General features: G+C 35.7%; 17 protein-coding genes. 8 read left to right on the forward strand and 9 right to left on the reverse strand.

Features of this window, described 5'->3' with window-relative positions; genetic code table 11:
* The first annotated feature begins 298 nt into the window (after positions 1 to 298).
* On the forward strand, positions 299 to 2,851 hold the full coding sequence (locus ACEYOS_RS01665) for an adenosylcobalamin-dependent ribonucleoside-diphosphate reductase (RefSeq protein ID WP_373708635.1): 2,553 nt from the start codon (positions 299 to 301) through the stop codon (positions 2,849 to 2,851).
* A gap of 164 nt (positions 2,852 to 3,015) precedes the next feature.
* On the opposite strand, the gene ACEYOS_RS01670 is transcribed toward ACEYOS_RS01665, so the two are convergent.
* Positions 3,016 to 5,310: a TonB-dependent receptor family protein gene (locus ACEYOS_RS01670; protein WP_373708634.1), complete on the reverse strand. Its 2,295-nt coding sequence runs from the start codon at positions 5,308 to 5,310 to the stop codon at positions 3,016 to 3,018.
* Positions 5,311 to 5,435: 125 nt separating this feature from the next.
* Here ACEYOS_RS01670 and ACEYOS_RS01675 point away from each other — a divergent pair, with 125 nt between their 5' ends.
* The gene (locus tag ACEYOS_RS01675) at positions 5,436 to 5,705 is read left to right on the forward strand and encodes a hypothetical protein (RefSeq protein WP_373708633.1); all 270 of its coding nucleotides are present in this window, start codon (positions 5,436 to 5,438) and stop codon (positions 5,703 to 5,705) included.
* A 56-nt stretch (positions 5,706 to 5,761) separates the two neighbouring features.
* On the opposite strand, the gene ACEYOS_RS01680 is transcribed toward ACEYOS_RS01675, so the two are convergent.
* Positions 5,762 to 6,469 (reverse strand): DUF2071 domain-containing protein, encoded by a 708-nt coding sequence (locus tag ACEYOS_RS01680; RefSeq protein WP_373708632.1) that lies wholly within the window; start codon positions 6,467 to 6,469, stop codon positions 5,762 to 5,764.
* Between the two features lie 60 nt (positions 6,470 to 6,529).
* On the reverse strand, positions 6,530 to 7,285 hold the full coding sequence (locus tag ACEYOS_RS01685) for a hypothetical protein (protein ID WP_373708631.1): 756 nt from the start codon (positions 7,283 to 7,285) through the stop codon (positions 6,530 to 6,532).
* A gap of 392 nt (positions 7,286 to 7,677) precedes the next feature.
* Between ACEYOS_RS01685 and lpdA the strand changes: the two genes are divergently transcribed.
* Both lpdA and ACEYOS_RS01695 read left to right on the forward strand, forming a co-directional pair.
* The gene (gene lpdA / locus ACEYOS_RS01690; protein WP_373708630.1) at positions 7,678 to 9,081 is read left to right on the forward strand and encodes a dihydrolipoyl dehydrogenase; all 1,404 of its coding nucleotides are present in this window, start codon (positions 7,678 to 7,680) and stop codon (positions 9,079 to 9,081) included.
* Between the two features lie 456 nt (positions 9,082 to 9,537).
* Entirely contained in the window at positions 9,538 to 10,431 is an 894-nt protein-coding gene (locus ACEYOS_RS01695; protein WP_373708629.1) for a DUF4476 domain-containing protein, read from the forward strand.
* A 61-nt stretch (positions 10,432 to 10,492) separates the two neighbouring features.
* On the opposite strand, the gene ACEYOS_RS01700 is transcribed toward ACEYOS_RS01695, so the two are convergent.
* Positions 10,493 to 11,500, reverse strand: coding sequence for a catalase (locus tag ACEYOS_RS01700; protein WP_373708628.1), 1,008 nt, complete (start codon positions 11,498 to 11,500; stop codon positions 10,493 to 10,495).
* Between the two features lie 100 nt (positions 11,501 to 11,600).
* On the opposite strand from ACEYOS_RS01700, the gene ACEYOS_RS01705 reads away from it, so the two are divergent.
* The gene (locus tag ACEYOS_RS01705; RefSeq protein WP_373708627.1) at positions 11,601 to 12,434 is read left to right on the forward strand and encodes a S1 RNA-binding domain-containing protein; all 834 of its coding nucleotides are present in this window, start codon (positions 11,601 to 11,603) and stop codon (positions 12,432 to 12,434) included.
* Positions 12,435 to 12,555: 121 nt separating this feature from the next.
* Here the strand turns inward: ACEYOS_RS01705 and ACEYOS_RS01710 are convergent, their stop codons facing one another.
* The 5 genes from ACEYOS_RS01710 to ACEYOS_RS01730 all read right to left on the reverse strand — a co-directional run bounded on the left by ACEYOS_RS01710 (position 12,556) and on the right by ACEYOS_RS01730 (position 20,870).
* Positions 12,556 to 16,602 carry a T9SS type B sorting domain-containing protein gene (locus tag ACEYOS_RS01710; protein WP_373708626.1) on the reverse strand — a complete coding sequence of 1,349 codons (4,047 nt, stop codon included), beginning with the start codon at positions 16,600 to 16,602 and terminating at the stop codon, positions 12,556 to 12,558.
* A 25-nt stretch (positions 16,603 to 16,627) separates the two neighbouring features.
* On the reverse strand, positions 16,628 to 16,975 hold the full coding sequence (locus tag ACEYOS_RS01715; RefSeq protein WP_373708625.1) for a hypothetical protein: 348 nt from the start codon (positions 16,973 to 16,975) through the stop codon (positions 16,628 to 16,630).
* Positions 16,976 to 17,149: 174 nt separating this feature from the next.
* A complete protein-coding gene (locus tag ACEYOS_RS01720; protein ID WP_373708624.1) occupies positions 17,150 to 17,815 on the reverse strand; it encodes a hypothetical protein in 666 nt (221 codons plus the stop codon).
* A 93-nt stretch (positions 17,816 to 17,908) separates the two neighbouring features.
* A complete protein-coding gene (locus ACEYOS_RS01725) occupies positions 17,909 to 18,856 on the reverse strand; it encodes a hypothetical protein (RefSeq protein ID WP_373708623.1) in 948 nt (315 codons plus the stop codon).
* A 235-nt stretch (positions 18,857 to 19,091) separates the two neighbouring features.
* Positions 19,092 to 20,870, reverse strand: coding sequence for a long-chain fatty acid--CoA ligase (locus ACEYOS_RS01730; RefSeq protein WP_373708622.1), 1,779 nt, complete (start codon positions 20,868 to 20,870; stop codon positions 19,092 to 19,094).
* Positions 20,871 to 21,040: 170 nt separating this feature from the next.
* Here ACEYOS_RS01730 and ACEYOS_RS01735 point away from each other — a divergent pair, with 170 nt between their 5' ends.
* From ACEYOS_RS01735 to ACEYOS_RS01745, 3 genes are read left to right on the forward strand one after another with little or no spacing between them, the layout of a single operon-like run.
* Positions 21,041 to 22,189, forward strand: coding sequence for an acyl-CoA dehydrogenase (locus ACEYOS_RS01735; protein ID WP_373708621.1), 1,149 nt, complete (start codon positions 21,041 to 21,043; stop codon positions 22,187 to 22,189).
* A 15-nt stretch (positions 22,190 to 22,204) separates the two neighbouring features.
* Complete coding sequence (locus ACEYOS_RS01740; RefSeq protein WP_373708620.1) at positions 22,205 to 22,567, forward strand: hypothetical protein; 363 nt, start codon at positions 22,205 to 22,207, stop codon at positions 22,565 to 22,567.
* A gap of 47 nt (positions 22,568 to 22,614) precedes the next feature.
* Entirely contained in the window at positions 22,615 to 22,857 is a 243-nt protein-coding gene (locus ACEYOS_RS01745) for a hypothetical protein (RefSeq protein WP_373708619.1), read from the forward strand.
* The last annotated feature ends 103 nt before the right edge of the window (positions 22,858 to 22,960 follow it).

Here is a 22,960-nt window from a genome sequence, read left to right on the forward strand (position 1 = left end):
ATTCCTACGGAATGACAAGTACTCGTTAAAATTGTGAATTTTGCTAAAGTTGAATAAGCGAATTTAAAAATTTAATTACATCTCAAATTTGAAAATCATATTTCTAAAAAAATAATATAGTAAAAATTTATTGCAAAAATTTATGATTTAAATCACAATCAAGTTTTCAAAAATTGCAAACATTTGTCATTAAAAAAATATTTATTTAATTGATTATTAGCAATTTAACCTTAAATATTTGTAAACTTTTTTTTATCTGAATAAACTTCTGTATTTTTAATTTTTCAAAATAGAATTTATGGAAGCAACCGTCTTAACAAAAAAAACAAAAACTTATACTTACGATGAAGCAATTCAATCATCTTTACAATATTTCGAAGGTGACGATTTAGCCGCCAAAGTTTGGGTGAGTAAATATGCCTTAAAAGATTCGGAGGGAAATATTTACGAGCAAAATCCCGACGATATGCATCACCGGATTGCGTCGGAAATTGCCAGGGTTGAAGCAAAATATCCAAATGCTCTTTCTGAAGAAAAGGTTTTTGATCTCATCAAAAAATTCAAATACATCATTCCACAAGGAAGTCCGATGACGGGAATTGGGAATCACTTCCAGATCGCATCGCTTTCCAATTGTTTTGTGATCGGCAGTGGGACGCAAAGTGATTCTTACGGAAGCATTATGAAAATTGATGAAGAGCAGGTTCAGTTGATGAAACGCCGTGGTGGAGTAGGTCACGATCTTTCCAATGTTCGTCCGAAAGGTTCTGCAGTAAAAAACTCGGCTTTAACTTCCACTGGTTTGGTTCCGTTTATGGAAAGATATTCCAACTCGACGCGTGAAGTTGCGCAGGATGGAAGACGTGGTGCTTTGATGCTTTCTGTTTCTGTAAATCATCCCGATTCTGAAGATTTTGTTGATGCAAAATTAGAGCAAGGGAAAATTACAGGAGCGAATATCTCAGTGAGAATCGATGATGACTTTATGAAAGCCGTTGTCAATAAAGAAAATTACATTCAAAAATATCCGATTCACAGTACAAATCCGAAATTTCAAAAGGAAATAAAAGCCACAGATTTGTGGGCTAAAATTATTCACAACGCCTGGAAATCCGCCGAACCTGGAATTCTTTTCTGGGATACCATTATCAACGAATCTTTGCCGGATTGTTATGCTGATCTTGGTTACGAAACGGTTTCCACCAATCCGTGTGGTGAGATTCCTTTGTGTCCGTATGATTCCTGTCGTCTTTTGGCAGTGAATCTTTTCTCTTATGTTGACAATCCATTTACGAAAAAAGCGAAATTCAATTTTGAATTATTCAAAGAGCATGTCGGCTATGCCCAAAGAATGATGGATGATATCATTGATCTGGAAATTGAAAAGATCGATACGATTTTGAAAAAAATAGATTCCGATCCGGAAGGAGATGAGATCAAAGCAACCGAAAGAAATCTTTGGACAAAAATCCGTCACAAAACCATTGAAGGCAGAAGAACTGGCGTTGGAATTACGGCGGAAGGTGATATGTTGGCTGCTTTAGGAATTCAATACGGAAGCAAAGAAGGAAATGAATTCTCAACTTTAGTTCATAAAACTTTAGCGTTGGCAGCGTATCGTTCATCAGTTGAAATGGCGAAAGAAAGAGGAGCGTTTGCAATTTATGATGCCAAAAGAGAAGCGAAGAATCCTTTCATTTTAAGAATGAAAGAAGCAGATCCGGAATTGTATGAAGATATGAAAAAATACGGTAGAAGAAATATTGCGTTATTGACGATCGCGCCGACTGGAAGTACGTCGTTGATGTCGCAAACCTCGTCTGGAATTGAACCTGTTTTCATGCCTGTTTACAAAAGAAGGAGGAAAGTAAATCCAAATGATCAGGATATTCGCGTTGATTTTGTAGATGAAGTTGGCGATTCCTGGGAAGAGTATTTGGTTTTTCACCACCGTTTTAAAGAATGGATGGAAGTCAATGGAATCGACACCGACAAAAATTATTCGCAAGAGGAACTCAATAAAATTATTGAGCAATCGCCTTATTACAAAGCAACTTCCAATGATGTAGATTGGTTGAGCAAAGTAGAAATGCAGGGTTCAATTCAGAAATGGGTGGATCATTCGATTTCGGTGACGATCAATGTTCCGAATGATGCGACGGAAGAACTGGTTAATCAACTCTATATTAAAGCCTGGGAAGTTGGGTGCAAAGGCGTTACGGTTTATCGCGACGGTTCCCGTTCCGGAGTTTTGATTTCGGCAGACGAGAAAAATGACGAAAAACCAGAAATGATCACGTCTGTTTTTCCAACAAAAAGGCCGCACCTTTTAGAAGCCGATGTCGTTCGTTTTCAAAATAATAAAGAAAAATGGATCGCTTTTGTCGGTTTAATTGAAGGCAAACCTTACGAGATCTTCACCGGTTTAGCGGAAGATGAAGAAGGTATTTCTGTTCCACGTTGGGTGAATGATGGCGTGATTATTAAAAACCAGGACGAAAATGGAAAATCCCGTTACGATTTCCAGTTCAAAAATCAGCGCGGTTATAAAACTACGATTGAAGGACTTTCACACAAGTTCAAACCTGAATTCTGGAATTATGCAAAACTCATTTCCGGAACTTTAAGACATGGAATGCCGATTGAAAATGCCGTGGAATTGATCAACCGTTTAGAACTCGATTCTGAATCCATCAACAACTGGAAAGCCGGAGTTGCTCGTGCGTTGAAACGCTATATTGCCGATGGAACAGAAGCTGCTGGAAAATGTTCGAGTTGTGGTTCTGACCAGGTGGTTTATCAGGAAGGTTGCTTGACCTGCAAGAATTGTGGTAATAGTAAGTGCGGGTAAATTGAATTAAAATTTTAAGGGCGGTTTCATTTTCGAGACCGCCCTTTTTTAATTGGTAGATCTAACGTTTATCATTACGAATGTCGTAGCCAAAAAATATTCGAATAACTTTGTTCGAATTATTTGAAGAGAACAATGTGGATTAGACTGTCTTTTTTAATGATTTAAAACTGATATTGCAGTTGTAGACCGCCATAATAATTTCGGGGATTTCCAGGGTAATAGTAGCGTGGCGCTTTACCACCAAAACCAACGGCATTGGTCAAAATACTTGATGCATATTTTTCCTCAAAAATGTTATTGATCCCAAAATAAATATGGGCTTCAGCTCCAGAAAAAATAGCCAGTTTATAAGCTGCTTTTAAGTTAACTAGCTGGTAGGAATCGGTGCGGCCAGTGTTGGAATCGTTTAAATAAATAGGGCCGACATTACGGGCATTGACGTAAAGATTCGCACCAAAGGTTGTTTTTACATCCAGTCCATAATTGAGTGTGAAATTTGGAACACCAGGAAGTTCATTACCCGAAAAATTGTCGTTCTCATTTATAAACGTTCGAAATTCGAAACGATTTACGGATCCGTTAAAAAAAGTGTTCAGGCTGATCTTCTGCGTAAGGTCAAACCGGTAATTTGCCAGAAATTCCAGGCCGCGATGACTGGTTTTTCCCGCATTTACACCTACATATTGATCTTCCGCAATACGCTGGGCCACCAATAAATTTTCTATTTCAATTTGATAGGCATTAATTTCGGTGTACAATTTATTGTTCAGCCAGTTTGCCTTAAAACCGATTTCATAGTTAGTGCCGGTTTCCGGGTTAAGATCGGTATTAATAGTTCTGTCTGGTGTTAAAGTTTCTGCAACCGTGGGTATGGAAAAACCTCTGCTGACCGAAGCATAAATATTTTGACCTTTAGCCAACGCATAACTGACACCTAATCTTGGTGAAAATATTGGTTCAAATCTATAATCTCCATTTTGACTGGCATCACCTGAATTAAAAAGATCAGTAAGATCGTAGGATGTCGTATTGAGATTAAAACCCGTTTCCAATTTAAGTTTAGAGTTAATCTTAAAATTGATTTGTCCAAAGCCGTTCATGTAGATCCGTTCCTGTTTGTTTTCACTAATTCTATCGCCCTGAACACTGCCTTGCCCTGGGAAATTTTTGTATAGATTTTTAAAATTTCCGGTTTGAAACCATTCGGTGTAAAATTCGCCCCCAAAACTGAGGTCCGATTTAATTTTCCATATTTCGGTATTCAGCGCAAATTTCGTCCGGACGCCGCTCGAAATTCTGTTTTCTTCCAAAATATCAAAAGGTCTCGGTTCATACCCAGCTCGAAAACTTACAAAGGCGCTGGTTGTATTTTGGAGTTTTGTAGTGAGAAACTGGCTGTACGAGAGACCAAATAATCCTCTGTCGTAAGATTCGTAGCCTTCTGATTGCGCCCAACTCAGGTCAGCGGAGGTGGGGTTATTAATGAAATCATTATCATTAATAGAACTTGGAATAAAAGCTTTCAGCCTCGTGAAGTTGGCGAGATAGGTTAAATTGGACTTATCGGTGGTGATCACGTTCCCATTGATCAGCAACGACTGCTTGCTGACTTCACCATTTTCTCTGAAGCCATCACTTGTTAAATTACTGAAAGTCGCAAACAGGTTAGAATTCGCCAGAGATAAAGCTGTTGCTGCCGTATATTTCTGGGTGTTAAAACTGCCGGCCTGACCGCTTATCTTGACGGTGCTTTTAGCAGGTAATTTGTTTTTTGGATAAAGATTGATGGACCCACCTAAACCGGCGCCAAAAATACTGGAAGTAGGACCTTTGATCATTTCAATATGGTGTAAACTTTCAGGATCAAAATCATCAAGGGTCAGTTCCCCTTCGGCGGTCGCCAGTGGAATGCCGTCAAAATAAGACTGGATGCGGTTGGTACTGTATTGAGACCGCGCTCCAATGCCTCTTATGGTAATTTTATTGGTGTTGATCGCGCCTTGATTAATGAATATACCAGACGCCATGCCCAGACTTTCCAAAATACTAACGCCATCCGTGCGGTCAAATTCTTTTTGACCAATTAAACTCACTGCTGCCGGAATGTCCTGCAGATTTTGCGGAATCAGCGTACTTTGTAGAACGATCTCTGAGATGGCTACCTCACTGCGTTTTAAATAAATTTTTTGACTGCCGGATTTTGGTTCTAACCTGATTGCCAGATCGCTGTATCCATCTGATTTGATGGTGAAAAGCGCCGGTAAAATCTGGTCTGAAATCGAGAAAAAGCCATTTTCCGTTCTGGTTATCAAAGCTTGATTATAAAAAATATCAGCTTCGACTATTGCTTTATTATCCGCAGCATCAATCAGCTGAAACTGGTGCTGTTGCGCCTGCGCTACGGATAGACCAAACATCAGAAAAAGGAGCAAAGAAATCTGTTTTTTAAATTCCATGTTTTAGTTGGAGAGAAGTTGCAGTTTATTCATTCAGTGTTTCTTTATATTTTGGTTCGCTAAATTCACACAGAGAAGTAAATATACAAACAATTCTAAACATACTTTTCGTAAAATTATCTGTTGTGTTAACTTGGTCAAAAGGCGGAGGATCATGGAATTTAAATCAAAAAACTTCTATCATTTCTAATTACCAATTTTGGAGACATGATAAAAAGCCGATAGAATTGTGGAACAATCCTGTCATTAAACAAAAGATAGATTACGTTCACCAAAATCCGGTGGAAGCAGGTTTAGTTTATAAAGCAAAAGATGATGTATATAGAAGTGCGAGAGATGATGCTGATGAGCCGGGACTTTTAAGTGATATTGTTGTATTTAGATCTTATGGTTAGAAATGGAGTGGTTTTAATATTGACCACATGAAAGGATTCGTGCGGCAGCGTGGGATTTATTTTTCCTTTTCGCTTTTCCACTCATGCTCAATATTGGTCATCAATAAAGCATTGTCAAAAGTCACAGAACCTTTTGGAAATATTTCTTCATTTTCAAAAAAACTTGATTTCACATTAGAAACTTCAAGTGGTTTAACTTCCCATTTGTATACTTTTAAACGTAGTCCGTCGAATTTATCTTTGTTGGGCGAATATCCAAGGTCGCCATTTTCAAAAAAGTCAGAAGCATTTTCTAAAGTTTCAAAGATTGAGTTCTCATTAAATACTTTCGTTTCAGTTGCATCAATGGAAGTTTCAGTATCGTCTGAACTTTTAAAATCAATATGATAATTTCCGTTTTGTTCTTTTACATTAAATTTTGCTAGATAATGTTTACCTGGAAATATTCTACCGCCAACAAATGCATTTAATTTCAAAGAAGTATCTCTGCGTGGAATATAAACTCCGGATTTTGTCTCCCCATCTTCATCCCATTCAACGGCGATTCTGTGTGCGCCATTTTCTGAATTGACGCCGACAAAGTCTGGAAATCTTTTTGGTTTAATGTCTTTCAATCTGATTAAACAAATTCCAACAATGGATTTGTCTTTATAAATTTTTGGTCGAAAAGGAAACGGAATTATTTTCTCCACCGATTTTGGATCAGCGGTGAAATTGATTAAAATTCTTGAGTCGATGTAACCGTGGATTGTTGGGATTTTCATCTAAGTATTTATCTTTTTATGCTTTAAATTAAATTTAGAAGGAATTACGTTTTAGAGAAACTATTCCTTTTTAAGTGGCGTTTCGACTACCATTTCTGTAATACCCTTATTGTTTTTTCTTGGTCCGGATTCTATTTTTGTTATCCTACAGTTTTCTACAACTAAAGAATATTGGAAATCTTCCATTAAAGCGCTTTTGCTAAAATCGCAACCACTATTAACAAAATATCCTGGTAAAGCATTTTTTAATTCATTAAAATCATCTCCTTTTTTAAATTTACGAAATGTCTCTTTAAGTATTAGTTCTTTAGTTTGTTTAGGAACTATCTTAAAAGCAAATGCCGGAAATAATTTTGGCAAAATTAAAATGTAAATAAAAAAAGCAATTATCGGTAGAGAAAAAAGAAGCGCAAAATCCTTCACTCTTAACTTTTTATTTTGATTTTCAAGTTTGTGAAAAACAATTCCAAATGTCAATCCGTAAAAAAAAGCATCCAGAAAAACCCCTTTAAAAGTTGAATTTAGAAAAATCCAACCTATCATTAAAATAAATGCTAGGAGAGCGTAAAATGCAAACCCTAAAGAAAAAATATAGATATTCGTTTTTCGAGCAATGTTTTCGAGCAATTTTTTTGGAACTAAAACAAAAACTAAGTAAAATAAAATTAAAAATATTGCAGCCCAAAAAATGATTATTCCAGTGTCTCCGCTTGAGGCATTTCCATAGGCACTTACTGACCATAATATATGCGTCAGGATAAGCGCTAGAAATCCAAATAAATGAGCAATTAATGTTTTGTAAATATAATTTTTCATGGTTTTAAGTAGTACTTGTAAATGTATGCATATTTATAATTTTAAATAAGAGTTGCTTTCAGGTAAATCTTGAATTAATTAAAAGTATAGGTTTTAGTTTTTTATAATGTCATCAGTTCAAAATCCCAATCTCATAGCCCTGATTGCAGCGGCATCCTTTTGCAGAACGAAGTGGCGCAAAACATATAGCGGAAAGCATGTTCCCGGCTCCTTAGAATTATTAGCAATTTAATTCTGAAATTGCCAAGTCATTCGTTCCTCATTCCTCGCAATGACAATCCGCAGACTTCTCCCAATGGCAAGTCACTAAAATCTCTGTAAATCCACACCATCCAACGGGAAAATATTTTGTAAATTTGTGCTACTTTTAATAAAATCATAAAAAGATAAGTATGAGTCAATTCGATGTTACCGTAATCGGTTCCGGTCCTGGTGGTTATGTTGCTGCAATTAGATGTGCGCAACTAGGTTTCAAAACAGCAATTATTGAGAAATATTCCGTTCTGGGTGGAACTTGCCTGAATGTGGGTTGTATCCCGAGTAAAGCGCTTTTGGATTCTTCGGAACATTTTTATAACGCCAAACACGATTTCGCTAATCACGGAATTATCATCAATGATCCTGTGGCAGACTTGTCCAGAATGATCGCGCGTAAAAGTGAAGTGGTGGATCAAACGACCAAAGGGATCCAGTTTTTGATGGATAAAAACAAAGTCACTGTTTTCGAAGGTGTTGGAAGTTTTGAATCTGCAACTCAGATCAAAGTGACGAAAAATGATGGTTCTACAGAAACCATTGATTCTAAATATACGATTATCGCAACCGGTTCTAAACCGAGCACTTTGCCTTTTATTACTTTAGATAAAGAAAGAATTATTACTTCTACGGAAGCGTTGGAACTGAAAGAAATTCCGAAACACATGATCGTCATCGGTGGTGGTGTGATCGGTTTGGAATTGGGTTCTGTTTATAAAAGATTAGGTTCTGAAGTGACCGTGGTAGAATTTATGGATAAGATCATTCCAACCATGGACGCTTCTTTATCGAAAGAATTGAACAAAGTGTTGAGAAAACAAGGAATGAAATTCAATCTTTCTACGGGCGTTCAGTCTGTTGAAAGAAGTGGCGATACGGTAAAAGTAACAGCGAAAGATAAAAAAGGCGAAGAAGTAGTTTTCGAAGGAGATTACGTTTTGGTTGCGGTTGGTAGAAAACCTTACACCGACGGACTTGCTGTTGAAAAAGCAGGTGTTGATCTGGACGAAATAGGAAGAGTAAAAGTGAACGACCATTTACAAACTAATGTTTCGAATATCTACGCGATCGGTGATGTTGTCGTGGGTGCAATGTTAGCACACAAGGCTTCTGAAGAAGGAACTTTGGTGGCTGAATTGATCGCCGGGCAAAAACCTCATATCAATTATAATTTAATTCCGGGTGTTGTTTATACCTGGCCGGAAGTTGCTGCTGTTGGTAAAACAGAAGAGCAATTGAAAGCGGAAGGTGTTGCCATTAAAGTTGGTAATTTCCCGATGAGAGCTTTGGGAAGAAGCCGTGCTTCAGGCGATATTGATGGTTTCATCAAAGTGATCGCTGACGAAAAAACGGATGAAATTTTAGGCGTCCACATGATTGGAGCGCGAGCGGCAGATTTGATCGCAGAAGCGGTTGTAGCGATGGAATACCGTGCAAGTGCTGAAGATATTTCAAGAATGTCTCATGCTCACCCAACGTATGCTGAAGCTATGAAAGAAGCTGCGCTTGATGCGACAGGGAAAAGAGCGTTGCATTTTTAAGAGCCAAGTAAAAAGTAAAAAGAGCCAAGGTAAATTACTCGTAGGGACAAGTCGCGACTTGTCTGTATAAAGGAGAAAATCCGAATTGGTTCATTCATTATATTTAAAGAGAAGTTTCGGCTTCTCTTTTTTTTTTTTTGAATTTTTAATGTCACGAATTCAGGAATTTTTTTTTTGTACAATTCATTTTACTAATATTGAATAAAAAAGATTCGGTTTAAAGGTTTGAAAATAATGGAACAGAATAAAGTGTTTTAAAATTAATTCCGCGCATTCGTGGTAAATAATAAGAGCAATAAAATTCGCTTTGATAATGAATTTTATGCAAGGTTAAATTTATTTTATTATCTTTTATAATAATTTAATTTTTTACAGTTAATCTATTATTTCGTAGAATTTTAAATCTTTTTGGCACGCTTGTAGAGTGTTTTCAGAAACAACCAAAAATTGAATATTATGAAAAATATTTTTACTACTTGTCTGTTCTTAATGAGCTTTAGTGGCTTTGCGCAAGAAGCGGGAAGAGCAGGAGAACTTCTGAAAAATGAAGCGAGAACCAGCGAAATGCAAACCAAACGCAACGATGGTGTGATCCGAGGAAATGATAAAGTGCTGGATAATTCAAACTACAGAACGCCAACTCAAAACAAAATTCCACAAGGAAATACGAACAATAATTACCGCTGGAATTATAACTACGGAAATTCTGAGGTGTTTGTAAGAATCCCACAAAACGGAAATTATACGGTAGAAGTTGGCGATCAGTTGATCAGCAATCCAACTGGGAAATTCAGATTTTTTGATTTGAAATTTGGAACGGTTCCGATCGCGATTTATGAAAATAACTATCTGATCTACAGAACGAATCTGCGCCTGAAGTCCTACACGAGATTGGTTTTGGATTTCTTTCCTAATCAAGGCCTGTATCTTTTGGGAACCTCTCCGGTGCAGAATAGCACTTACGGAATCAACGAATGGGATGACATTTGGAACAATCCTTACGGGAACAACACTGGCAACTGGAATGGGAATTCTGGTAATGCTGGATATTATCCAAATGTGATGAGCACTCAGGAGTTTAATAGTTTTATGAACGCTCTAAAGAAAAAAGGGAGTTTTGACAAAGACCGTTTAGCGATGATCTCTACGGTTTCAAGGAATACCAATTTCACTGCACAGCAAATTTATAACATGGTTAATTATATGGATTTCGACAGCAATAAATTAGAAGCGGCAAAAATGCTTTATGCAAAATGTGCCGATCAAAGAAATTATCATTTGGTGATGGAAGCCTTTGACTTTGATTCGAGCAGAAATAAGTTGATGGATTATATTTCCAGATATCGATAATTTTACCTGGTTATTCTAAATAGAAAAGAGAAGTTTAAAGCTCCTCTTTTTTTTTGTACTATTATTTACCATTCAGCTTATTTCTGGTCGCAATGGAAACTTCATAGATTTTCTTTCTAATTTGCTGAATTTTTCCGACAGGCTGCAGATTTTCAGAATTTTCAAAAGGATTAAAATTGAGATTTTCAATTTCGGGATTTGTAGAATCAAGCTGGGAATCTTGTGGAATCGTTATTTTACCTAAAGTATATTCTGGTGCATTCACCCAGGTTTTCATTAAGTCGTTCACCGGTTGATCTTTTTGATTTTCGCACATTTTAATGGTTAAAATAAAAGTAGAGTCCTGTAGAGAAATAAACTCCGCAATCGAATCTTTTTGAGGTTCATCTTTTCCAATGTTGGCTAAATTGCGAACTGGTTTCAATCCGATTTTCATGACGTGATCGCCCAGACGATAACATCCAATTCCATCATAATTAAAGGAGAAGAAGAAGTTATTTCGTTTCGGGATAAATTGTACTATTTTTTTAATGACATCAACGGATAACATATTACTGAAAAGCGATAAACTGTTTTTTATCAAAGAAGGCAGATCTAAAACGGACACTAAAAAGTTATCCTGTTTCGTAACCAGAAACATATTCACCGATCTGAAAAAATTTAGAAATACCGAGGAAGAATTCGTGGGGAATAAGGGAAAATTCACCAAAGGAAAATTTACATCCTGACCCTTCATATTTTTAATTTTTAAGGACAAACCATAGAGTGGTGCGTCTCTTCCTTTTTTGTTAATCACCAGATTAGCATTTGAAAATCTTGCCAGAAGTTCATATTCCTTCTCCTGAAAAACTTCGGTGATGAATTGCGGTAAGTCGTCTGAAATTTTCAAAACTCCCTTTGCAGTTGCATACGTTTTTGAATGAGCATCACGTGTTGCGTAATTAACGTCACTGATTTTCGACGAACTTTTAATGAATTTTTCAACCGACGTCATGGCTCTTGCCAAATCGTTATTTTCGGTGGGTGAAAGTTGGTCAAGATCTGGTGTATATTTGAGAAGTGTTTTCATGAAATTTTTCTTTTCAACAAGCAACAACCATTCCTGAAAATTCGTGAGAAAATACGTTATCTTTGCACCTTACAAATATTCACTTTAGGTACTTTTTATTATGAACATCGGACTGACACAAACTTTGAAAATCGCAGAGAAAAATTATTCAGGATTATTTCTGGAAGATGAAGAAGGAGTAAGATGTTTTCTTCCGAAAATTTTTGCCTCAGAAGATGCCGAAGTGGGCGATGAGATGGAAGTATTCGTTTATCAGGATGATGATAAATTAAAAGCAACAACTGAAAAAGCCAATGCAGAAGTAGGAGAGTTTGCCGTAATGACCTGTGTGCAAAGTTTGCCGGCAGGTGCGTTTATGGACTGGGGAATAATCAAAGATCTATTCGTTCCTTACAAGCAGCAACGTGCAAAAATTCTGGAAGGGAAAAGATATTTGGTGCAGGTTTATATCGACGACGTTCTAGGTTTAATTACCGGAACGACCAGATATAAGAAGAATCCTCATTATGAAAACTTACCTTTTCAGCGAGGGGAGAAAGTAAACTTGATCATCGCGGGAGAAAGTGAATTGGGTTGGAATGTCATTATTAATAAAGAATATGTCGGACTGATCTATACGTCGGATGTTTATAAAAGACTGTTCCCTTTATCAGATGAAATCGGGTACATCAAAATGATTCGTGAAGATGGTAAAATTGATGTTTCTCTTCAGCCAGAAGGTTATGAAAATATCGATGAATATCAGAAAATTATCTTAGATAAATTAGAACTAAATTATGGTTTAATTTACCTTTCAGATCAATCTACGCCAGACGAAATCAAAGATGAGTTGCAGATGAGCAAAAAGAATTTCAAGAAAGCGATCGGTGGTTTGTACCGCGATAAGAAAATTGAAATTTTGGAAGATAAAATTCGGTTGATCACGGAAGATTAATTTCCCCAGAATTCACTTCAAATATAAAAGAGCAGAAATTTCTGCTCTTTTTTGTTGCGTTACTATAATAGAGATTTCCTGTTTAACATCTAGCATCATACATCCAACATCATCTCTAACACTAATTTCTATTTTTAATTAAAACCCAGCCGTTTAATAATCGGCCATCAGAAACTTTTACGACATACCAATAATTTCCTGTTGGCAAAACGCGTGAGTTAGAAAATCCATTCCATTCAAAAGGGCCGTTGGTTATTTTTTGCAAAACTAAATTTCCGAAACGGTCGAAAACCTGAATTTCTGAACCGGGATAATTTTCCAAGCCAGATATTTTCCAGGTGTCATTTGAACCATCGGCGTTTGGTGTGAAAGCATTAGAAATAGTAAAAATACTGAAGTTCATCGATCCAATAATACAGCCTAATTTTGTCTTCACAAAAACCGTGTAACTTCCATTAGAAAGGTTTTTAAAGGTGTTTGATGTTTGCCAGATCACATTATCCAGAGAATATTCAAAATCACCACTATTTGACATTTGAACGGTAGCAGTACTGTTTACAATTTGAATTCCAACTATAGTCGCGATCACCGATTGGGTAACATTAATTATCGTAGAATTTTCGCACCCAAAATTGTTTTTCACTTTAATGGAATATCGTCCCGCTTCTGAAACGACCAAAATCTGATCGGTAGAAATAATCGCTGGGGAATTATCCTTTGTCCATTCATAATAACTAAAACCATTTCCCGCATCTAATGATGCTGTTTGCCCATTGCAAAATTCAACTTCGGTGGGAAGATCTAAAATTGGTTTTGGATTCAGCGTTAAAGTCAATTTTTCAATAACGAAACAGCCCAATGAATTAGAAACCTTGACATTAAATAAATTAGACCCAATGTTCAAATTAACGTTTGCGGGATTTGGAACAACTTGATTATTGGCATCGAAAAAATCAAAACTATAATTGGCTGAATCTGCAATTAAATTTTCTTTGTAATTATTAAGATTTTCTATTTTAGTATTTGAAGTGGTATCATTACAAAAAGTCTCAACATGATCATTCGCTGGGATTCCACCATTGGTCACGATAACTTTTACAGCTAATTTCTGAGTGCTTTCACAACCGTTGACCGTTTGCGTTGCATAATAGATTTGACCATCAACAAGCGGAGTGGAAGTTGGCAACAAAATTCCTGAGTTATCGTACCATTTTATATTTTGTCCTGTAACGATGATATTGGAAATTGTTGGATTTTGGGCTGAACAGAAATCCTGTGTGAGATTTCCGGTTGGTGAATTTGGATCATTGACGGTAACCACAATTTCTTTCTTTAAACTTTCACAATCATTTAAAGTTTGGGTTGCAAAGTAACTGACACCATCGATCAAAATAGTGTTGGAATTTACAGAGTTTCCAGCAGCGTCATACCATTTTATGGCTGTTCCAGAAATCACGATATCTGAAATTGTAGGTTGATCAATCAAACAAAAAGTTTGCAGCGAATTAGCACTTGGTAGCGGTTCACTTGTAATAATTACATTTTGATTCTGGATAGAAGTGTTTCCATTTCCGTCATCATATTTCCACTGAACGATATAATTTCCAGGTAAGGAATACTGAAGTGGATCTGTAGTTGTTCCGATAATATTTCCAGCGCAGTAGTCGGTTGCCATTGGAATAGCTGAAATAATAGTCATACAATTACCAGTGATGTTTGGTAAATTAGCAATATTTGGAATCGGAGCAGTTATGTCTTCTACTTTTACAGTAACAGAATAAGAACCATCGCAGTCGCCAGTTCCTGAAATTACGCAAATGTAGGTTCCGGAATTAAGATCGCTGGCATCAACAATCGTTGGGCTTGGTGAAGCAGAAGTAAATCCATTTGGACCCGTCCAGGAATAAGTTGTTCCACCTGTAGCCACTAACTTAATGTCTGAGCCTGGGCAAATATTGGCGTTGACCGTAGCGGAAACATTGTTATGACAATCCCGAAATTTAGCCAGAAAATAACCACCATAGGCGATTGGCATAAACGTTCCTGGTGTTCCGAAAAGATGCGTAAAATTGTAACCAGTAGTGTACCCAAGCACATAAACATGATTATTTTTATAGGTGATCTTTTGTAGTTCATCTTGACCCATATCTGCATAATAAGTCCCCCAAATTTGAGAACCACTGCTGGAAAATTTCGAAAAATAACCATCATCACTATTACTTGGTCTTGGCTGGTAACCATTTGGTGTTGCAATATCGCTGATACTTCTCGTATCTCCGGCAACATAGATATCTCCATTTTCATTTACAAATAAAGCATTGATATTGTTACCAAAATATCCTTCACTGCCATAATAGGTTGACCAGTTGATGCTGCCATTGGGTAGAAATTTTGCAATAAATCCGTTTTCAACATCGGTGTTATGAAATTCTTTAAAAGCACCCGCAGTTGCAATGTTGTTTTTACTTCTGGTAGTGCCGGCAATTATGATATTATCATTTTTGTCGGTAGATAGTCCAGCGATAAAGTTGTTGTATTTTGGATTGCTGCTATAATTATAACTTCCTCCGAAATAAGTACCCCAAAGTTTATTGAATGAGGAATCAAATTTTAGAATATAGCCGTTTTGCCCACCGATATTACTGGGTTGATGGGTTCCGGGTGTACCGATATTAGGGTACATTGAAAAATCATAGTACTGACCAGCAATAATTATATTGTTTTGAGAGTCCGCCGTTATATGATTCACTGCTCTGTAGAAATAGGAGCCAAATAATAACTGACCCTGCTCAGAAAATTGTGCGAAAAAGCCTGCCGAATTTTTGGGATTTGTGGATATGTAAGAGTTTGGAGTAGAAATCTGATTATCACTATCAGTGGAGCCAGCAACAAGTATGTTTCCACTTTGATCAAAATTTAAATCATAAATATCTTCATAACCAGTTCCTCCGTAATACGTGCCCCAAATCCTTTGTCCATTGAAATCTAATTTCATAATAAAAGCTTCGCGGGTATTGGCAGAAGCAAATTGTTTATGAACTCCTGGCGTGGTTATATTATTTACAGTACCTGTTTTGTCAAAGGTAGAACCACCAATATAAAGCGCTTGATCATTAACAATCCCATCGAATATGGTGGTGGTGTACAATAAGTTTCCAATATATGTTCCCCAGATTCTTTTTCCGTTTGCCGCGAATTTTTGAACAAATCCATTGTCGTAAGTGTCATCAAACATAGTCGTTTGGTGTGCTCCTGCAGTTGCAATATTGGTTGGGTTTGTTGTTTTTCCGCCAAAGTATACCTGATCATTTTTATCAGCAACAATAAAGGCTGATTCATTATCATAATAAGAACCACTAAAATAAGTTCCCCAAACTCTGGTGGGAACAGGGTCTATAATCACCGTGTTATCAAAAGTGTCTTGCGAACTTTCAAAACCATAAACATCTTGGCTTATATTCTTAAAATTGATTTTGATATTTTTTTTACCATTTGGTTCTTCAATCCAGGACTCAGGTACATTTTCATGCATTTCCCCAAAACGCAACTTCATTGATATTTTACCTTCTTTCAATTTGGTTTTTGCACCTTTAAATTTTAATCGGATATCAGATATTTTTCCACCGGGATTAATGATGAAATTATATTCAACAGGCTTCAAAGTATCATCAGGTTTAAAGAAAACCAGATCAATATTGGGATAGAGGTTTTTGTAAATTAATTTTTGAAATCGGTGAACTTCCGTAACACCTTCTGGCTTTCCTGGAATATTATAATAATTATCATAATCGGCTGATTTTTCTTCTGCAATGATTTCAGGATGCTTATTTCCGTTGACAAAATCAATATCGATCCGATGAAATTGAAGATTTTGATTAAATTTAGGTCGATGTTTTTTCGAAGAAAGATCATTTTCCTTTCTGGCATAATCCTTATTTAAAGTTCTCTTGACCTCATAAACATCGTAAGAAAACCCTTCATTTTTAAGTTGAACATTTAAACCTGGTGAATTAAAAAGATATTTTACTTTAGAATTTTCTTTTCCCTTTTGATCTACAATTTGTCCCTTGTTTTCATAGAAAAAGACTTTAGAATTATTTTCTATTTTTTGTCCGAATAGCGAAAAAGAAATGGAGAGGACAAATATAAAAAGTAAAAGTTTTTTCATCAAATAAATTATGCTCAAATATAAATTATTCTTTTCTCACGAGCAATATCCAATCGTCTTCTAATAACTTGTAACCGATATCGTAAAGAAAACGATATTCAGCTCCGTTTTTATAAACAATGAGACTCGTGAAATATTCGAAATCAAAACCTTCAGAAATTAATCTGTTGCGCGTAGTTTTAGCTTTTCCTTCATTGAATTTTTGTTCCGAAAGAATACGATGGTTTTTGCGCAATTTGTTGTTGATGTTGCGCATCAGGTTCGACGAATCTTTGTTGTGTTTATTGTTATAGGCATTTCTGCAGCCGTCATTGCAGAATTTCTTATCGCTTCGTCCGATAATTTTATCGCCACATTCCAGACAGTTTTCCATAAGAATCATTTGGTACTCAAATATATAAAAATATCCGATTGTAAGCGGATATAATTTTGATTTGCTTGATTTTAGATCAACAACATGATGAAAAATTTAATTCCGCCCATCTTATTCTAAAAAACGACTGTACTTAGTCGACTTATAATAATCCGAGGCTCATGGCTAACCCTCCTAATTTGCAAAAAGCTTAAACTGCAATAATTGTGATTGTCCTGAAATTCCTACCACAATATTATAGAAATGACCTTCTTTACTGATGATTTCATAATGATACCGATCGCCTTTTTTACTGAAGTTCTTACGGGAATTATTATTACTTTCAATGAATATGAGGTCAAATTTATTTTTGTCAACCCACTCATAATTTAGCTTTGAAGTAGTTCCATCCGAGAAGGTCTCGATCCAGTACTCAGAATTAGTTTTCACATATGTTTTTTCACCACCGGACTCTGCATAAAAAAAATTAGTGTGGGTTTTAAATTTGGAAAGTTCATTATCGCTAATGGTCGCTTTTGGTTTGTTTTGGAGCTTTTTCCAATCGTCCGTTTTTGGAGGATCTATTTTAAATAAATATTCTCTAAAATATTCGCATCTTTTTTGAAGCCTAAAATAGACGTGGTCAATTTTGCTTTCACGTTCTAAGTCCGAAAACTGGTCGAGATACGGCAAGATAAATTTTTGATTTAAATTCTGAATTCTAATGCTGTCACTTAAGTTTTCAGAATTTTGAAAATCGAGGCACATTTGGTCAATCATTTTATCCGTTGAATCGATATCTTTTTGCGCAAACAAAAAATTTGAAAAAATAAAAGAGAGTAGGAGTAATTTAAATTTCATAAAAAGATTTTATTAATGTAAAATATGAGTTTTAGAAAGAGTATCTAGGGTATAAACTTCCGCCCGGCTAGTAGAAATGCTTTTTGTGTGCAGCTATTTCGCTGTTTCAAATGTTTGTATGATATTCTTTATGTCAGACGCTGCCTGTTCGCTTCCCATTTCATAAGTGCCAACAAAAAGATAATAACCACCACTATTGTCAAATAAAATTACTTGATACATTTCTTGATTCTCTTTTTCATTATTTTTTGCAAAAAGCTCAAATCCTTTCAGATTATCTATTTCAATTTCATTTATCCCTTTGCTTGGAATTACAGAGTAATCTTCTGGATATTTTTTTAGTCTAGAAATACAAAACAATTTTTTGTCTTCAATCTCAACTTTTGCAAATGATCTTTCTGTTATTAATGTCGCTTTATCGTTACTTTCGGTAGGTGTTTTTAAGTCCCTATTAAATAACATCCCATTTCCAATAACTGCTTTAAATTTTAAAGAACCTACATTTTCATTAAGCGAATAATTCAGAGTTTCTCTTGGGTTCGTTTTCAAATCAGTGTTTACAATTGTCGATAAAATACTTCTTTTTATTTCCTCTCCTAATTGTAATGAATCTTTTAAATAAACTCCATTGATCATTGTGGTCGATTTTTCATTTCCGTAAATTAAAACATGTTTGGAAAATTCCAGTCCATTGGCGGATTGTTCTAATTCGATAATAACCCCCTCAAATTCTGCTACTTTAATTTTATTTTTATTTTTTAAAGTCATGCCCTTTTTTTTAAGCATTTCTTGATTAAACGCTTTAGAAACTTCAGAATATGGACCAGGAATCTCTATTGTCATAACCATTGAAGTTTGATCACCAGGATTTTGAAAACCTTGAAAATTGGTAGATCTTTCAAATGAGGTTGGTGGAATCATAAAGATGTTTGTTCCTTCGATTTGAATATGATTTGCGCTTTTTTCTTTCGGTAATTCTTGTCCAAATGCTATAAATGAAATTGACAGCAATAATGTTGTAATTTTAATTCTTTTTGTCATGGTCTTCGTGGGGAGTAATTGAATACAATATTTAAATATAAATAGGTGTTCCGCGTAGTAATTTATTTTCTTTCAAATACGTTATAAGGAGTTAATGGCTTTACCAATTAAAACATATATAATTTCATATAAAATCTTAAAGTCGTCCTGAAAAAGAAACCGCTAAAAAGCACGGCTTAAAAAAACCGTGCTTTCATTTTAAAATCAGAATAGGTCTCTGCTTTGTCGCGTAAATTTATTCTGTATGACCATACAATTCGTTATACAATTTAATATATCGTTCTTTCACTGCTTTTCTTTTCAGTTTCAAAGTAGGAGTAAGCAAGCCCAATTCGATCGACCAAACTTCTGGCGTAAGCTCGAATTTTTTAATCTGTTCCCAATTTCCTAGCTTAGTATTCAAGTAGTCGATTTCTTTTTTAATTCGCTCTTTTAATTCTGGACTTTTTGCCATTTCTGCTGGCGTCGTTCCAATGTTTAGTTGTTTTCTTTCTGCCCAGTTTTTAATGAAATTGAAATCTGGTTGAACAAAAGCACACGGCATTTTTTCTCCATCGCCAACAACCATAATTTGCTCAATGAATTTCGAAGCTTTCGCCAGATTTTCGATCACCTGAGGCGCGATGTATTTTCCACCAGAAGTCTTGAACATTTCTTTCTTACGGTCGGTAATATGCAAATATCCTTCTTCATCAAGATGACCAATATCGCCTGTTTTGAAGAATCCATCAGCGGTAAAAACTTCTGCAGTCATTTCATCATTCTTAAAATAAGATTTAAAAATTGATGGACCTTTTACGGTTATTTCACCATCTTCCTGAATCTTCACTTCCAGATTATCTAAGACGTGACCAACCGTTCCAATTTTAATTTTTCCGAAGCTATTCACGGCAATTACGGGGGAGGTTTCCGTTAAACCATAACCTTCCAAAATAGGAATCCCGGCATTTTGGAACATTTTATTTAAGCGTGCAGACAAAGCTGCGGAACCTGAAACAAGCGTGATAATGTTTCCACCAAGACCTTCTCTCCATTTCGAAAAGACTAATTTATCGGCAATGATTTCTTTCAGACCAGAAGGTTTTCCTAATTTTTCTTTGGCTTTATTTACGCCAAGTGCCCACAGGAATATTTTTGATTTTAAACCGCCAGCGCTCGTTCCTTTATCGTAGATTTTATCATATACTTTCTCAATCAACCTCGGTACTACCGACATAATGTGTGGTTGAACTTCCTTGATGTTATCGCCCATTTTTTCAATACTTTCTGCGAAGTAAATCGCATATCCATTATATTGATAAAGGTAAAAAAGCATTCTTTCGAAAATATGGCAGATTGGCAGAAAACTTAAGATTTTAATATCGCTAAACTCTAAACCTTTAACCCGTGGAATTCGTGGATTTGAACCCAAAACATTGGATACAATATTTAAATGCGAAAGCATTACTCCTTTTGGTTTTCCAGTAGTTCCAGAAGTATAAATGATTGTTGCTAGATCTTCTGTATTAATGGATTTCGATAAATCTTCAACTTCGCCTTGAGTAGCTTCATCATTTCCCAAATCAATAATTTCGCGCCAGTTGGGTGCGCCACTAATTTGATCAAAACTGAAAACACCTTGAAGCGTTGGTACATTTCCTCTGATCTTCATTACCTTTTCATACAGGTCGTTGTCGGAGACGAAACAGTATTTTACATCAGCATTATTAAAGATAAAATCATAATCTTCCGCTGAAATACTTGGGTAAACAGGCACAGAAACCGCACCGATTTGAGAAATTCCCAAATCCATTACCGCCCACTCAGTTCTTGTAGCAGTGGTGATCAAGGCAATTTTATCACCTGGTTTAATTCCCAGTTTCAATAAACCTCTCGAAACTTTATTTCCTAAAGCAATAAACTCGCTTGTTGACGTTTTCTCCCACTTACCATCATATTTGGTAACGAACATATCTTCTCTTGAATACTTTTCTAACGCATTATGCGCAAAATCAAAAGTTCTTTTTATTGACATATTTCAGTTTTATTTAATGAATAACATAATTTAACTCAATTTTCATATTGAATTCATGTAAAAATATCATTTTTATTTAAAACCGCAATAGTTATTTTCAATGAAGTCTATTTTAATTTTTTAATTTTTAGAATTTATGTATTTTTACCGTCAAACAATTTTTAAACTTTATGAATTTTAATTTATCTGAAGAACAGTTGATGATTCAGCAAGCTGCAAGAGATTTTGCAAAAGCTGAACTTTTACCCGGAGTTATAGAAAGAGACAAAGCCCAGAAGTTTCCGCACGAACAGGTAAAAAAGATGGGAGAATTAGGCTTTCTAGGAATGATGGTGGACCCTAAATATGGTGGTGCTGGAATGGATAGTATTTCCTACGTACTTGCTATTGAAGAGATTGCAAAAGTAGATGCTTCTGCAGCCGTAGTAATGTCAGTAAACAATTCATTGGTTTGCGCAGGTTTAGAAAAATTTGCAAATGAAGAGCAAAAAATGAAATACCTAAAACCGCTTGCAAGTGGTGAAGTTATTGGAGCTTTCGCTTTATCAGAGCCAGAAGCGGGTTCTGATGCTACTTCACAACAAACAACAGCCGTTGACAAAGGAGATCATTATATCTTAAACGGAACGAAAAACTGGATTACCAATGGTGGTACAGCGACTTATTATATCGTGATCGCTCAAACAGATCCTGAAAAGAAACACAAAGGAATCAATGCCTTTATCGTTGAAAAAGGTTGGAAAGGTTTTGAGATCGGACCAAAAGAAGACAAGTTGGGAATTCGTGGAAGTGATACGCATTCATTGCTTTTCACTGATGTCGTAGTACCGAAAGAAAACAGAATTGGCGAAGACGGTTTCGGATTTAATTTCGCCATGGCAGTTTTAAATGGTGGTAGAATTGGTATCGCTTCTCAAGCTTTGGGAATTGCTTCAGGTGCTTATGAACTGGCTTTAAAATATGCTCAGACAAGAAAAGCGTTTAAAACTGAAATTATCAATCACCAGGCAATTGCTTTTAAATTAGCAGATATGGCAACGTCGATTATGGCTGCCAGAATGTTATGCTACAAAGCTGCTGTTGAAAAAGATGAAGGAAAAGATATTTCTGAGATCGGTGCAATGGCAAAATTGTATTCTTCACAAGTTGCGATGGACACTTCTATTGAAGCAGTTCAAATTCACGGTGGTTACGGTTATGTGAAAGAATATCACGTCGAAAGAATGATGCGTGATGCGAAAATCACTCAGATTTATGAAGGAACTTCGGAGATTCAGAAAATCGTGATTTCGAGAAGTATCGTAAAAAATAGTAAATAGTAAAAAACACACGCTATGAAGAAAGTTTGGATTATTGTGATCGCTGTAGCTCTGGTTTTGGGCGGTTTTATGTGGTATAAATATTTTTTCGTTTTTGCAGAAGGAGTAAAATCCGGTTATCTGAACTATGCGAATAAAAAAGGATACATCTTTAAAACCTACGAAGGAAAGTTGATCCAGGAAGGTTTTGGTCGCGGAAAAACCGGCGGATTAACAAGTTATGAATTTGAGTTCTCTGTAGAAAATGAAGCCATCTTTAAACAGTTGGAAGAAAACAGTGGAAAGCAATTCGATTTGCATTACAAAGAATACAAAGGTGCAATCCCATGGCGTGGAAATACGAAATATGTGGTTGATAAAGTAGTCAACATGAAATAAAAAGAAAATCCTTTCAGAATGCTGAAAGGATTTCTTATTTTTAGAAAATGAAAGAATATATATTACAGAAAGAAAGAATATTTCACTTTTTATCTTTGGCATTGATTGCAGGATCTATGTTTATTCCGGAACCAATGCAAAAATTAATTGTTTTGGTTTTAGGGATTTTAGGTTTGCTTATATTATCAGCCTTAAAAAAACAGAAAATATTAGTCATCATTTATTTGGTTTTATTTTTCGCCGCCGGAATTTTCTATTATTTAATGACAAATGGGAAATTGAATTTTTGATACTATTTTTTTGGGTAGCTTTTTCCGCCTTCCACTCCCGCTTTATTGCCTTCGACTATTTGTAAATTGCTAGAAGTTTCAGTCTGGCAAAAATAGCTCCGTT

It is taken from the genome of Kaistella sp. (assembly GCF_041824135.1).
Taxonomy (GTDB): Bacteria; Bacteroidota; Bacteroidia; order Flavobacteriales; family Weeksellaceae; genus Kaistella.

Excerpts from the sequence above, each read along its gene's own strand:
- ACEYOS_RS01720 (WP_373708624.1), bottom strand. The coding sequence starts at position 17,815 with ATGAAATTTAAATTACTCCTACTCTCTTTTATTTTTTCAAATTTTTTG.
- ACEYOS_RS01735 (WP_373708621.1), top strand. The coding sequence starts at position 21,041 with ATGAATTTTAATTTATCTGAAGAACAGTTGATGATTCAGCAAGCTGCA.
- ACEYOS_RS01670 (WP_373708634.1), bottom strand. The coding sequence starts at position 5,310 with ATGGAATTTAAAAAACAGATTTCTTTGCTCCTTTTTCTGATGTTTGGT.
- ACEYOS_RS01695 (WP_373708629.1), top strand. The coding sequence starts at position 9,538 with ATGAAAAATATTTTTACTACTTGTCTGTTCTTAATGAGCTTTAGTGGC.
- ACEYOS_RS01710 (WP_373708626.1), bottom strand. The coding sequence starts at position 16,602 with ATGAAAAAACTTTTACTTTTTATATTTGTCCTCTCCATTTCTTTTTCG.
- ACEYOS_RS01715 (WP_373708625.1), bottom strand. The coding sequence starts at position 16,975 with ATGGAAAACTGTCTGGAATGTGGCGATAAAATTATCGGACGAAGCGAT.
- ACEYOS_RS01745 (WP_373708619.1), top strand. The coding sequence starts at position 22,615 with ATGAAAGAATATATATTACAGAAAGAAAGAATATTTCACTTTTTATCT.
- ACEYOS_RS01725 (WP_373708623.1), bottom strand. The coding sequence starts at position 18,856 with ATGACAAAAAGAATTAAAATTACAACATTATTGCTGTCAATTTCATTT.
- ACEYOS_RS01685 (WP_373708631.1), bottom strand. The coding sequence starts at position 7,285 with ATGAAAAATTATATTTACAAAACATTAATTGCTCATTTATTTGGATTT.
- ACEYOS_RS01665 (WP_373708635.1), top strand. The coding sequence starts at position 299 with ATGGAAGCAACCGTCTTAACAAAAAAAACAAAAACTTATACTTACGAT.
- ACEYOS_RS01730 (WP_373708622.1), bottom strand. The coding sequence starts at position 20,870 with ATGTCAATAAAAAGAACTTTTGATTTTGCGCATAATGCGTTAGAAAAG.
- lpdA (WP_373708630.1), top strand. The coding sequence starts at position 7,678 with ATGAGTCAATTCGATGTTACCGTAATCGGTTCCGGTCCTGGTGGTTAT.
- ACEYOS_RS01705 (WP_373708627.1), top strand. The coding sequence starts at position 11,601 with ATGAACATCGGACTGACACAAACTTTGAAAATCGCAGAGAAAAATTAT.
- ACEYOS_RS01680 (WP_373708632.1), bottom strand. The coding sequence starts at position 6,469 with ATGAAAATCCCAACAATCCACGGTTACATCGACTCAAGAATTTTAATC.
- ACEYOS_RS01700 (WP_373708628.1), bottom strand. The coding sequence starts at position 11,500 with ATGAAAACACTTCTCAAATATACACCAGATCTTGACCAACTTTCACCC.
- ACEYOS_RS01740 (WP_373708620.1), top strand. The coding sequence starts at position 22,205 with ATGAAGAAAGTTTGGATTATTGTGATCGCTGTAGCTCTGGTTTTGGGC.